Annotated in this window: 12 protein-coding genes and 1 pseudogene; all 13 read right to left on the bottom strand. The window is 61.7% G+C overall.

Annotation, left to right across the window (positions count from 1 at the left end):
• Nucleotides 1-24: 24 nt before the first annotated feature.
• A complete protein-coding gene (locus LY284_RS35760; protein ID WP_233391924.1) occupies nt 25-1107 on the bottom strand; it encodes a hypothetical protein in 1083 nt (360 codons plus the stop codon).
• Between the two features lie 94 nt (nt 1108-1201).
• Entirely contained in the window at nt 1202-1675 is a 474-nt protein-coding gene (locus LY284_RS35755; RefSeq protein ID WP_233391922.1) for a hypothetical protein, read from the bottom strand.
• Nucleotides 1676-1785: 110 nt separating this feature from the next.
• Nucleotides 1786-2619, bottom strand: coding sequence for a PRTRC system ThiF family protein (locus LY284_RS35750; RefSeq protein ID WP_233391920.1), 834 nt, complete (start codon nt 2617-2619; stop codon nt 1786-1788).
• Nucleotides 2616-3272 (bottom strand): PRTRC system protein A, encoded by a 657-nt coding sequence (locus LY284_RS35745; RefSeq protein ID WP_233391918.1) that lies wholly within the window; start codon nt 3270-3272, stop codon nt 2616-2618. Before LY284_RS35745 ends, LY284_RS35750 begins: the two co-directional genes overlap by 4 nt.
• Nucleotides 3269-4000 (bottom strand): PRTRC system protein B, encoded by a 732-nt coding sequence (locus LY284_RS35740; RefSeq protein ID WP_233391916.1) that lies wholly within the window; start codon nt 3998-4000, stop codon nt 3269-3271. The genes LY284_RS35745 and LY284_RS35740 overlap by 4 nt, the downstream gene beginning before the upstream one ends.
• A 13-nt stretch (nt 4001-4013) precedes the next feature.
• Nucleotides 4014-5153: a PRTRC system protein F gene (locus LY284_RS35735; RefSeq protein ID WP_233391914.1), complete on the bottom strand. Its 1140-nt coding sequence runs from the start codon at nt 5151-5153 to the stop codon at nt 4014-4016.
• A 99-nt stretch (nt 5154-5252) separates the two neighbouring features.
• A complete protein-coding gene (locus tag LY284_RS35730) occupies nt 5253-5489 on the bottom strand; it encodes a PRTRC system protein C (protein WP_233391912.1) in 237 nt (78 codons plus the stop codon).
• A 9-nt stretch (nt 5490-5498) separates the two neighbouring features.
• Nucleotides 5499-6020 (bottom strand): PRTRC system protein E, encoded by a 522-nt coding sequence (locus tag LY284_RS35725; protein WP_309243243.1) that lies wholly within the window; start codon nt 6018-6020, stop codon nt 5499-5501.
• A 61-nt stretch (nt 6021-6081) separates the two neighbouring features.
• Nucleotides 6082-7758 (bottom strand): annotated as a pseudogene (locus LY284_RS35720) (PRTRC system ParB family protein).
• 95 nt (nt 7759-7853) lie between these two features.
• Nucleotides 7854-8630: a hypothetical protein gene (locus tag LY284_RS35715; protein ID WP_233391909.1), complete on the bottom strand. Its 777-nt coding sequence runs from the start codon at nt 8628-8630 to the stop codon at nt 7854-7856.
• Between the two features lie 321 nt (nt 8631-8951).
• Nucleotides 8952-9200, bottom strand: coding sequence for a hypothetical protein (locus tag LY284_RS35710; RefSeq protein ID WP_233391908.1), 249 nt, complete (start codon nt 9198-9200; stop codon nt 8952-8954).
• Entirely contained in the window at nt 9201-12320 is a 3120-nt protein-coding gene (locus tag LY284_RS35705; RefSeq protein WP_233391906.1) for an SNF2-related protein, read from the bottom strand.
• Nucleotides 12321-12383: 63 nt separating this feature from the next.
• Complete coding sequence (locus tag LY284_RS35700; protein ID WP_233391903.1) at nt 12384-13178, bottom strand: hypothetical protein; 795 nt, start codon at nt 13176-13178, stop codon at nt 12384-12386.
• Between the last annotated feature and the right edge of the window lie 308 nt (nt 13179-13486).

Below are 13486 nucleotides of genomic sequence, written 5' to 3'. Positions count from 1 at the left end.
GGGAGCGTGGCGCTGGTCGAAAGATTATGCGAGACAAAGCGAAAGTTGCGAGCTCGCGTCGAAGAAGACTGGATTTGGCGCCGCGCCTTCGCGCGTGACCGGAACTTCCCACTGTGCTTGTGCGTCGCTTAGACCGCCCAGCCCGTACAGCAACTGGTCCGTGTCTTCTCGTTGAAGCAAGTCACCAAACGCGAAGCTGAACATGTCTGGGGCACCCTCCCCATCGCCGACGATCCGGAGCGTCCGGGCGATCTCATCTGCTTTTCGAACCCGCCATGCGTCCTCGCCCTCAGGAGAGCGCGTCACGGTGATTCGAGTTGCTGCGGGCACTGCCGCGCCTGCCCGCATTGTGTCACGAAACGCTGGAATTGCCTTCTTCGCGAATCCAGGCGCTTCCATCTCGATCGGATAGGCGACGTCCGTGATGAACGAGCCGATGGCGTTGTATTGCCAGCCGGCGTGCCGCCACGGTGCGGAGCCAATGGCAATGAGACGATTCTCGCGGTCAATCGAATGACACCGGACCTGCGGCATACGTTCCATCGCCACCTTTGATGCGGATGGCACCGTGACGTCGATTTGGACCGTTCCGCAGTCATACTCCTTCAAGACGCGCCAAGCGCTAAGCGGCCCGCTGTTCCCGTAGATCACGAGCAGCAGGTCGATGTCCGCGTGTAGCGAAACGCTTAACGTGCCGGCGACCAGTTCATCGAAACGAGACTCGAAACCCGCGCGGATCAACGACAGCCGAACATCCTCCAGTTGCGACTCCGGTACCGCCGAGTAGCACGACGAGCCGACCGACAGATCGATCGCCCGGTCGTAAAGCAACGACGGCCTAGCAAACTCGCGTTTCCAACTGTCGATGAAGTTCTCAGGCTTAATCGACCCGTTGCGGCTTCTCAGCATCCCGCCTTCGCAACTGCTCGCGTGCGAGAAGAGGCGGCGCATGACCTGCGCATAGTTGCCCAACGCCACGGCCGACCAGCTGTCGGTGTGAGGATGGACGTTCGACTCGTAGCCGCGTTCGAACAACGCGTAGATCCACTCGCCGTCCGCCTTCTGCAGTGCGCCTGCGCGCTTGCCCGTCAGAATTGAAGAACCCATGTTTTGCTCCATTGGTACGCGGAGCAGCCCTTGCGGGCTGTCCCGCAAGGGTAGAGAAAGCGGCCCCGCCATGGAGCCGCTCGAAATGCCCGCGTCAGGCGAAGCGGTGGCGAAGGCGAACCGCCTGTGCACGGGTCAGCCAGTACACGGCACAGAGCAGCCCAGCAACGTCGCCTGCCATCTGGGCAAGCTGTGCCGCCTCATGCGTGGCTCGATACTGCTGGTAATCCCAGCCCATCGTGGTCAACGCAAAGTAAGCAGCCCCGCCAATGAAACAGGCGAACATCCGACAGCGGGCTGTCGACCGCGTCCAGGAAACCGGTAACACCAGCAAAGAAAGCACGCCAAACGCAGCAAGCGCGTGCTCCAGCGTCGATGGCGACGCGCTCCACACTCCCGCCTCGAGCGCCCTTAGACCCTGATGCGGGAACTCATATCCGAGCCAGCGATGGACCATTGCCGCAGCGATAGCCGCCAGTCCGGACAACATGCAGCGAACGATGCCTGCGACATCGCTGCCATACCGTGCCGAGGGGCCGCCACAAAACCAGTTACTGATTCTTTTCATCTTGTTTTCCGTTGATGAAGTTGAGAAAGAAAGCATCACCCATGCGTATAGCGCGTGGGCGACACCATGAAAGACGCCGCTCCTCAACGGGGCGGCTTCGGGAGAAACATCTAAGCGGCGAGCGCGGCCTTTCGGCTTTTCTTCGCCTTCTTGACTGGCTGCTTCGGCACTTCATATCCGAAGCGCGCCCACGCGACCGGGTCCAGCGGAATCGGATTCGTGCGCCCCGTTGCGAGGTTCACGAACACGCCAGAGAACGGCACTGCGCCGGTACGAAACATGGTCCAGAGCATGTTGAACGCTTGGACTGCGATCGCCTGGTTGATGACCAGGGACTGCTTGCGCAGCGCCTCGGCCATGGAACACGACGGCGTTTCATCTTTCGCATCGAGCTTGGCGTCGAGCAAACCCGGAAACAACTCACCGACATGCGGTAACCGCTCCGGATGTTTCTGCGCGTAGCTCTTGCCACAGACCTGACCAATGACGACTTGGCCGCGATCGGTGTCGTTGCCGCAGTCGAGGTAATACGCCCCGGTGTGCTGCGCCGCGCTGACGATCGCGCACCGAGCGGCCCGTGTATCGACGCAGCCGATCACCAGATCGACGTTGTAAAGCGGCTCACCTGGACCGAACCGGCGAGCTTCCGCCCGCCAGTTCGTGCCCATCAACGCATTGAGCCGATTGACGATGAGCGAGGCTTTGTACTCACCCACGTCGTTGGGATAAAAGCCCTGACGGCCGACGTTGGTCGGACTGACCGTGTCGTCGTCGAACACCGTGCAGTCGATGCCGCCGGGGTGCCCGAGCTCCAGCATGGCGTGGTGCAGCCGCGCGAGGCTCGGAAGCACCGCACTGCCGGTGCCGCCAGCGCCCACTACGACCACATTCCAGCTTCGCTCGAGCATCCGCGAAGGAAGCAGATGACGGATAGCGCTTGTCATGCCGCCTCCTTTAGCTTGGCCGCTGCATACCAGCTGCTCGGCACGCGCTCGACGTCTTCGAAGATGCCCTTCGCACACAGCCGCATTGCCATGCTGGGAACCGATGATGCGCAGTTCCCAACGACGAACGCGAACTTCGTCTCATGCCGGTCATCTTCGTCATCTGTCGACGAGAAGAAGGCGGGATGAGCACCATGCGAATGGCAGTCGATCACGCGCAGTTCGCCCGCGAAAAGCTCCGGCCGCTCGTACTTCAGCGTTCCGGTGCCCTGCGAAAGCACCCTTACGGGTGCGAGACGAAACTGCTTGGTTTCGACGTTCCAGACGATCCACGCACCCGTTTCCAGTGGATGCGCGGCTCGTGCCATAGCGACGAAGTCGCCGATCAGTTCCGGCGGCACCGTGCCACAGCGCAGCACCGTCGATTCGACCACTCGCCCATAGGGAATCGCAGTCGGAACCGTATAGTGCGCAACACGGCGAACGACAGACAGCCACAGCAGATCGATTTCGATGAAAACACCGTTCTCGCCGATCAGCAATCGCTCGCCCGCCGACTGCATGGGCGGCGCCGGCTCGCGCCGGGGCACCATGACAGTCGGAAACGAGCGCTGAAGCGCGGCATCACCCGCATTCAAACCACCAGCATTCATTTCAAATCTCCTTTTTTGCTGGCGATCAGCTCAGCGAGAGTAATGTCCATGGGCACGAGCGCCTCTTTCGGGAACTGCTCGCCGTAGTTGCCGTCGAGCATTTCCTTCCAAAACGCGAACTCCCCGTTCGGATGCGAAACACGTGTGTTGCCGTGATCGGGGTGGGTGAAGGCAGATTCAAAAAATCCGCTCTCCCATCCGGCGATCGATTCGACGTCGATACGCTTGGGCACATGAGCCGAGCCGATGCAGATCCGCCCCCAGTCCCAGGTGTTAAAGTAAGGCGGTTCGTGCAGCTTCGATGCAGGCGTTGGCCGGCTGTCTTCCTGCAGCGCGAACACGGAAAACCCGTTCGAAGCTGCACGGAACACCAACCCTGGATGCGGGACGACCGCACTGCGCCGCCCGATCTCCTGGCAATCGAAGAAGACTCTTCGCATCGCCGGTCTGCACCACCACATCACCGCCTCTTGCGACACCGCGAGCACCGTCTCAGGCAGAAATTCGGCCTTCGGCGCCGCGTTCTGAGCCAGGTCGCGCAAGCAATCGATGAGCGCCATGCGGTCGATCGGCCTGCCTGCACCGATCGTCGCCCGGCTGCTTTTGCCCTGCGTCACCGGATGAACCGTGCCGTAGACGGCGTTGCGGTCCTGACGGCCGTACAGCAAGATGGCACTGACTGCCGCGAGTTCATCGACGCGGTCCGAGCCGATATCAAGCCCTTTCATATGAAGCTCCTAGTTATGCCGCGAGACACGCGATGACGCGGTCCAGTTGGCCAAGAATGGATAAGCCCTGCGACCAGTTCGCGTACTGCTTGCGCATGGCTTCAGGCGTAGAGGCAAGCGGCGTAAAGCCGTAATAGGTCGTGCCGTCTCCGGCGCTCGCGAGGTGCTCATAGTGCGAATCGAGCACTTCACCCACGCGGCTGTCGTTCTGCACGGTGAGCGTTGCGGCTGCATAAGCGCATTGAGGCCGATACTCGCAACCGACGAGGTCGCGATTGCCCACCCGCTGCAGCATCAGCGAGAGCTTTTCCAGCTCCGCACAGATGCGACGCGTGCGGCCGGAGGTGAAGCGCTGAAGCCGCCTGAGCGCGGCGACGCCAAGCGCCCGTTGAGGCAAATAGCGGCGGCTCTTCGCGTGCCACCGGCAGACGTCCATGTCGTCAGGACAAAGCTGCGAACGCACGACGGATGGGAGGTAATGCTCGATCTCCGCTTCGTCCTCGCCGAAGCGGTCCGTCAGCATCTCGCGCGCTTCCTCATCGGTTGCTTGTGAGTCGCCGTCCCAGAACCACGACGCGAATTCGCCCAGGAACTCATCAGGCGTTCTCACCCACATCGTGCGTCCGGCTGCACGATTGATGAGAACCATCGCCGTCGACACCAACCGCGGATGAACACTCCGAAGTTCGGCCGCACGCCTGCCAATCTCGAAGATGTTTTCCTCCGTTATCTCGATGCCGAGATAGACAGGCGAGGTCGGATTGAAGTCGCTGCGGTCCTCCTGATACTGGACGACGTCTTGCACCGCCTGGACGTCGCACAGTACGAAGTCAAAACCGAGGCAGTCCAAACGCGGCGTATGACGCTTGGCCCACGCAAAAAAGCCGTGGGCAAGCGCGTCACCCGCGCCTTTGAACTCCGGTACATCGCGCGGCCTCAGCACGCCAGAATTGAACTGGGCAGCGATGAGACTGGCGACATCCTTTTCGGCGTTCCAACGCATCACTGCGCGCGTTTTGACGTCCGAGCCAATGGCCGGCAGGCTTAGAAAATCATGGGCAGCTCGACTTCGGGCAGCGGGAGTGCATCGCGATTGCCAAGACTCTCCCGAGACAGCGACTTCTGCACCAGACGGGCGAGGATCGAAGAACATTGCTCGATGTCCTTGTCATGAAAAAAAACCGCCCTTCCGGGCGGTTGCTGATGGGAAAGCGTCAGGTCCGGGTCGGACAAGGCTCTGAGGAGGTCGCGCTTACGCATGGTCGCTGCAGGGCATGACTGCACCCTTGGCACCGGCCGCGCGCACGAACGTGAAGCGCATCACATCGCCTTCCGTCGTCGGCCCGTCGATCGCCGCGGTCGTCAGCTCCGGATACTGCGCGGAATAGAGATCGCGGACATCGTCGGGCGAGAAGGTCGGCCCCGGATCGGGGAACGTCACGCCGTTGTAGACGAACTCGCGCGTGAGCTTCGCAACTTGGATAGCCATGTCTGCTCCTTAGTCGAAAAGCGATGCGAGGTTGGTCCCGGTGTTAGCCGGTTCCGCCGATGCCTCTGCTGCGGAAGATGCCGAAGACACAGTCGGGGCGGTGCTCTGCCCTTCAGCGTCGGCACTTCCGTCGTCATCATCGTTGTCCGCGTCGGTGCTCGATCTGCCGGGCGCCGGCAATGCTGGCTTGCTGCCGCCCTTAGCCAGCGTCTTGGTCGCTTTGGAGACTTGCGTCGTCTTGGCTGCTTCAAGGATGGCGGTGGTCGCAGCAACCTGCTCGGCGAGCGACGCGTGCGCGCCGGTATAGGCCGCGAGCGCGTCGACGAAGCCCGCGTCGAGTTCGGCCGCCATCGCGGTGAGCGCAAGCGGCTGAAGCATGGCGGCGTCTTTCGCCGTGCCTTGCGGCATGACACAGACGACCATCTCGTCGCCCTTCATCTGCAGGGACAGCGTTAGCTTCGTGCAGTGACGCAGAAGCGGTTCAATAGCTGCAAACATGGAAAACTCCTGAGAAAGAAAAAAGACCGCCATCCAAAGGATGGGCGGTCTATAAAGGATGGAAACTACGGTCGATGTACGGGCGAGCCGCGCGTTAGAACTTGAGCACCTTCGGAATCCTGCCCGCGTAGTCGAAGCCTTCGACGGCCAGAAGCGCGTCGATGACTTCGGACTTGGACTTGCCGAAGACCTTCTTGAAGTTATCGCCGAGCGCGGCACGAATGCCAAGCTCGTCAGCGACCACCATCATTTCCGACTTCGTGATCAGTTCCAGAAACTCCTTGCAGAGCTTCCAGTGCTTCGCGAGATCGAGGTGATGGTGCTTGCACAGACGCATGAGGTGCTGGACGTCGAGGCCCTGGATCGCGGCAACCGTCACACCGGTGACGGCATGCGCGAGCTTCGCGTCGTCTGCGGCAGCCGTCGAGGCTGCAGCTTTAGACACGTCACCGGACGCGACCTGCTCCTCGGTGAGCTTTTCCCAGATGCCGGAAAGCGTCTTTTGATCAACGCAGCGCATCTGATCGGACAAAGCGATCGCAACGAGGTATCGCTGAGCGAGCGCGGGATCCGCACCCACCTCACGGCGCAGTGCCTTACGCCACAGCGCCACGCGATACGTTTTGATCCGGTCCGACTCAGACACCACCGTCGCCGGCGGATTGCTCGTCGTTGGCGCTGCGGACGAACCGGCGGTGCGCTTCGCTGATGCGGGCGACGCATTCGCGCCCGCCTTGGCTGCTTCGGGCTTCGGCTGCGTCGCGCCTTTGACCGCTTGCAGTTGCGCCGCCACCTTCTTCATGTTGCAGACGGTGTCAAAACATTGGCCGCGATAGACCTTGCCGATTGAGTCAGGCAGACCGCTCACCGCCGCGCCGTAGTTCTAGCACGCGTGACACGCCTTCGCCTGCTCTTCGCCGACTCCCTTCGGACCGTCGACAGCGAGTTGCACGCGCGTGTGGTTGTCGCCAGCACGCACGATGCGCACGACCGGATATTCGTCACGCAGGCCGGTGGCCGTCGCTTCGAGCATCTTTTCGGTCTTTTCGTTGTAACAGGTCCGGTTGGTGCAGTTGCCCGTACCGATGGACTCGCCGAACATCTCGCCCTGCGTGGACGAGTTGTGTGGGCATCCGGCGCAGTCGGCTTTGTCGAAGGTCGCGGCCGCCAACGAACAGGCGACCTGTTCGATGGTTTTCTTGACCTCGGCGACCGCCTTGCCTTCTTTGATGATCACCGGCAGCAGCTTGTCCTGCGTCTCCTTGGGGAGCGCAGCAAGCAATTCGGCGTGACCGAGCAGGATCTGTCGCGTGCTCAATGCGTCGAGCACGGCGGTGCTGCAGTTCATCAGCGCGAGACGCTTATCCAGCGTCGCACGCGACCAGCCGAAGATCCGCGCGACTTCGTCGCGATCGCCCTTGCACAGCCCGACTTGCTCGGCTGCCGCAATGGCTTCTTCGGCGGGCGACATGTCGGCTCGCTGGATGTTCTCGATGATGGCCAGTTGCTTGGCTTCGACCTCATCGATGTCTCGAACGACGACCGGGATTTCATAGTCTTCGCCGTGCGCCGCGAGCGCCGCCTTGTATCTGCGGCCGCCAGCGACGAGGCTGAAGCCGCCGTCAGCAAGCGTGCGCACGATCACGGGCTGGATGACGCCCTTTTCGCGCACAGACGCGGTCAGCTCTTCCATCTCCGCTGCATCGAAGTACTTGCGGGGATTGACGCTGACTTGAATGTGCTTAAGGGCAAGAGTAGGTTGTTGGTGCATTGCAGGGCTCCTGAGAGGGAACCTGCCCCTTTGGGAGTGGTTCCCAAAGGGTTGGACAACGTGGGCCGACGGAGGTCAGCGCGGGGTCGATGCGTCTATGACGCGGGTAATGGAGCACAATAGCGCTTTACTTTGCGGCCACACCACCCAAAAGCTCGCGAATTCATGCGTCTTTCAGAGCCAGGCGGGTCGCGGCTCACTCTCGTCTGCATCCAGCGGTTTGCCTCGTGTCCACGCAAGGCGATGAACCGAGCCAGATCCGCCGCTAGCCGCTCCGAATCGGCCGCAGACAGCGCAAGGCTGATCGACCGAATCTCGTCGACCCCAACTGCCACCTTGACGACCAAAGTCACGTCCCTGTAACCCGGCGCGTCGAGCTTGGTGTCGTACTGGCACGAATGCACGACATCGTCATCGATCAGCGTCGTGTGCCCCGGCCCATCAGCAAGCCCCCACCGTTTAATCATCGCCTGCCAGCTGGCATCCCCATTGGGAAAGTAGCGGTGAACTTCGGTCGCTTGGCGACTGTCCATCCGTAGCACCTGCAGGCAGTGCTCCAGCAAATCGTCATCGAGCCGTCGAAGGTCACTGAGGCTAAACGGAAAGTCGTCGCCGTTATAGAGGCCTGCGAGGAACTGAGCAATGACGCGCGCCTGCCTGGAGCTGCCCTCGGCCACTTCAATGAGATGGGCGAGCGAATCCAGGCTCGCGTCACGATCCTGAGCGCGTATTTCCGCCGCTCGTTGCGCAGGGGTCGTCCCGCCCGCCGCTTTCGTGAGGAAGTCGTCAACGGTCTCTCGGAGTGCTTCGGCTAGATGCGTCGGGATGGTGAAGGCGATGGATCGGGTGCTGGGTGTTGGCGAATTGCTCATTGCATTGTCGTGGCGTAACGGACGCTCGATTTCGCGCCTGTCCGCATCATGCCATGAGTGAAAAAGTGCGCCGGCAGAACGCCGGCGCCCAAGGCGGCCGACACATAAACGGGGTAAGCCACGCCGCGAACCGAGCGTATTGGCATCAAGGGCCGAGTGATGCGGCGCAGCGAACACTTTCACACGCGATGGCGACGACACACCGATGTGTGGCGGAACGGTCGCCACCGTTCAGTGTGCAAGGACGAAAAAAAGACCGGCTCGAAAGCCGGGTTGTGATTAAAGGTTGTGACGAGCGGCACCCGGGGGTGCCGCTGTGTCTTATGCCGCCGCGCCAGTCACGGGCGGCAGCGATCGAGACAGCAATGTCGTGACTGCCCCGGCCAATGTCCACTCGCCAAACTGCTTCTCGTGGCTTTCATGAACGAGGCGGTCGAGGCACAGCACCTCGACGCCATCCACTCGCACCTTGCCGAGGACATTCGCCAGCACCGCGCGATTAGAGCCTTCACGTTTAACCGTGACGACGCCCTCCCCGACCACCACATACACGTTCGAGTCTTTCGGCATTTACGCTGCCTCCTTCAAAAGTTTGCGCATGTCGACCGAGGTCTCGGTCGCCAGCAATGCGAGGTCAGCGACGAAGCGATCCAGCAGTGAATCCATATGCAGGAACGTCTCGTCGTCCAGTTCAGGCGTCGCCCAGTCCAGCCCCGCCTGCGTCGCATCACGTTTGTGCGCGATCATCTGGTCCTGATACTCGTCGATGCTGCCCGGCAGGTGAAAATAGACCACCTTCAACACGCCCTTCCGGTTCCATCGCAGCGCGCGCCGCATCGCCTGATACTCGATGCGCCACGTCCACGAGCGGTCGTAGAAGAGGATGTAGTCGGCGTTGGGCAGGTTATAGCCCGCGCGGCCTGATGCCTTGGTGGCCATCAGCCCGGTTGCCAGTCCGCCCAAGAAGCGCTTGTCCTTATCGGCCAGGCGACGCTTGATCGGGATCTCGCCATGAAACGGAACTGTCTGCACACCATGCGCATCCAGCTCGCGCGCCAGAAGATCGAGCACGCCCGGATTCTCGGCGAACACGATCGCCTGCTTGCCTTCCGCCGCGATCGCACGCATGCGCGCGACAATCGCGCGCTGCTTGCTCGTCAGCCCGCCGATGTACTCCACGCCCTCCATCCCGAACTGAGGATAGTTGGCGGCGAAGTGAACCGCGCGGATACGAGCGAGGATCGTCACCAGGTTGCACGCCTTCTTGTCATCGCGTGATGAGCGATACCAGTCAGCAAATTCATCAGCAGCGCGCAGGTACGCGGCCAGATGCCCGCGATCCCAGTCGACCGCCTCCGCCTCAAACTGCGGCGGCTCGATCTGGATATAGCGCGACACCTCTGGCTCGGCGACCAGCCGCCGCTTGATCTGCGGCGCGAGCATCGCCCGGTATAGATGCAGGTTGCCAATCTTGGGCACCTCGCGTTTCGCCCCGTCCTGCAGGCTTTCCGCGAACTGCCACGTCACCCACTCCAGCACCACGAAGGCATCCCTGAATCGATCGACGCCGCGCATCGCGTACTCCACCGAATTAATCCAGTTCTGCTCCAGATAGCCTACGCGGTAGCCGTACGGCTGTGCTGCCGTTCCATCACCACCGGTGAACGCAACCAGTCCGAACGCATCTCGCGGATAATTCGGTATCGGACTGCCCGTAAGGACAAACCGGCGCCGCGCCGAAAGCTGCCAAAGCGCGCGGCTCTGATCGCTCGTGGGGTTCGCGAGGCGCTCGCCTTCATCGGCCACTAGCAGGCCGATGCGGCGACGCAGTCGATGGGCGTATGTCACACGCGCCGAAACTGCTTTGTCGACCGGCATGCGCAGGCGCTCGTACGAGATGAGGTTGATCTGCCGGAGGTCGGTGAGATCTGCCGCCGATTCGATTACCTTCACCTGATCGACCGCGATAGGCAACTGGCTAATCTCCTTCAACATTTCCTCGATGAGCCGGGACTCAACAACGATAAGGCCGTGCTTCACACCCGAGACGAGGATCAGCGCCAACGCGAGGCGGGACTTGCCGCACCCCTGCTCCCACGCGACGATGCAGCCGGTCGGCTTCAACAGCGTTTCGACCAGATCATCGACCTGAAACTCCCAATCGAGCCACTGATCGACGCCGAGCGCCTTCACGCGCGACCGCAGCGCCGCTGCGTGGTCAGGAAAGCGCGCGCACAGACCTTCGTGCACCACCTCCCATCCCTCGCTGACATTCTCGACCGCGAACCGCGCATTGAGCTCGTCGACAGACAGGTGATACCAAACGCCATCCAGCGCGTATCGGTACCGCCCGTCGGCTTCGCGATCAAAGTGGACTTCGTCGCCCGCCTTGATGAGCGGACTGGCCCAGCGCGTCGCATCGACCTTGTGGGTCTCTTTCGCGATGCCCGACACCTGATCTCGCGATCCAGCGCCAGTTGTCCACGCCACGCGCCGCAGCGGTATCGCCTGTCGTACGCTGCGACGCATGCGTCTGCCGAAATGCTCCATGAAGCCGGGCGCGAGTTGCGGCTCACCACCGACGCTGCGGATTCGATCGAGCAACTGACCAAAGGCCGCGACCGGATCGTCTTGCACCAGATACGCTTCCATGTCCAGCAAGCCTTGCCCCGAGTAACGGAAGCCACGCGGCAGCCGGTGGCCGTCGCGCGAGTAGATGCGCTTCACGAGAACCGCGTTGAGCACCATCGCTTCGTTGAAGCCACACGCAAACGACAAGCGAATGCGCCGGCCATCGTGCGACACCTTGACCGACTTGTCGCCCGTGACCGCACGCGTGATGAACGGCACGCTGTCATCGAGCTTCTGCAGTCGCAACCGAGCTTCCCCGAAGGAACGATCCTCGAAGTGCAGCCCGAGATCTGGGGCAGGCGTGGCCAGATCGTCAACCACCGCACGCACGAAGTCCGAGGGGCGATCGCGATAGCGGTCGAACACCACCACGGCTGTGCGCACGTTCGCGCCTTCGAGCTTGAACGCGTCCGCCGGCAGCTCGAACAGGCCTGCCGCGCGGCGCTTCAAGCGGTCGCCCTGCACGCCCGCGATCATCGACTCGGCGGTCGTGATCGGCAGGAGCGCGACGACGATGTTCGCCGCCTCAAGCGCCTGATGCACGGCATAGTCGTGGCTCAACGCGCTGGTGTGCGCGCCGTACCGGCCCCACGTCGTGCACTCGAGCGTCTGCAGATGCGGCGACTCCAGATGGATCGAGAACGGCGGATTGATGATCGCGATATCGAAGCGCGTCGGATGGATGTCCTCCATGCCGGCTTGGCGGAACTCGCAATTAAATCCCCCCTCCTCGAATACCTTCTGGCACTGCTGGATGACATCGGCGTGCACGTCGACGCCGTACACGGCATGGCGTTCCGGGTCTGCGTACTGAAGCAGCCGACCGGAGCCGACCGAGTTATCCAGGATGCGGATAAGCCGATTGACCTCGCAACCGCTGACGAAGCTCCACATGAACGCCGCAATGGCGTCCGGCGTGAAGAACTGGCCGAAGTGCTGACGGCGGGCTGCGGCCAGCTCGCCCTGATGGGCGATCGACGGCGCCTGCGATCCCAAACTTCTGATCGCACGCAACGGCTCATACCAGTCCCGCTCGAACGGAAACAGATCTCTCTGCATGAATTGCCTCTGAAAATAGAAAGACCCGCCGAAGCGGGTCGAAAGGATGGAACGGTAGACTTTTTAGTACCGGTCGCGCGAGGCGAGGTACTTGGCGCCGAACTCACTAATGAAGAGGGACAACGCGTCGCCCACGTCGCGAGCGAACTTGAACTGCCACTTGTCGTTGAACAGCACGATCTCCAGCCCCGCGAACGACAGCTTCTCGCGGGTGGAGAACGTCAGTCGGTGGACGCTGAAGTTGCGCAGTTGCATCGCCAGCGCGCCGAACTGATGCTTTTTCGCGAAGGTCGCCAGGCCGTCAAAGGTTGTGGCGACCGCCTGCTGAGAGGAGTAATAGACCTCGCGTTGCCCCTTCGAATGGAAGCACGACTGGGAGGTAACGCGCTTTTCTAGAATGACCGCGCTGCTGGTGCGCTTGATCTCGGTATCGGGCTTGAGCCAGAAGCCGTCGATGATGGCCTTGGCTGCCTGCTCGAACGCAACGCGCTCGCCAGCTTCGCCGCCGAACGTTCGCTCGAGGTGTTGCCAGAAGCCGTCCAAGTCAGGGACGTTCCCCTTTCTCAGATCTTCCTCAACATCGAGGCCGCATCGGTCGAGTTCGCGACTCTGGTCGATCTCGATTCTGCCGCCGGCGGGCGCGAACTTGCGGCTTGCCTCCATCACAAGCCGGGACAGCACCCTACGACAGAATGTGTTGAGCTCGCGTTCGACCTTGTATTCGCCGCGCACTTCCATCGCCGAATACTCGGTCAGCCCGTCTGCGAAGACATCGCGCTCCGCCTGAACGACGGCGCGATATGCCACTGCTGCTGCCGTTTGGGCCGTCTTGAACTGCTCGATCAACTGTGTGTACATGCGATTGCTCCATGGAATGAGCAGGCGCACGCCCGCGAAGGGGACATGCCCCTGCGGGTTTGGCTAGAAGTTTGTGTGCAGCGATGATTGCGTCGCCGAGAGTCGATGCGCTAGACGCGCGGGTGATGGTCCAACGATACCTGCACGACGTCGCCTTGTTGCGGGGAAAGGCGAGCTTTTGATAGCGCTTCTTCAGCCAGCCGATTTCAGTTATCCCCCGTTTTTCTGGATAACCCTGGGGATAACACGTCACCGCCGCGCACATTCACCGACACATCTCCCGGGGGTCACGGTGCGGGGGCTTTATC

Source organism: Caballeronia sp. PC1 (assembly GCF_021353155.1).
Taxonomy (GTDB): domain Bacteria; phylum Pseudomonadota; class Gammaproteobacteria; order Burkholderiales; family Burkholderiaceae; genus Caballeronia; species Caballeronia cordobensis.
Note: the sequence above shows the minus strand (reverse complement) of the source record. Positions and strands in the feature narration are given on the sequence as shown.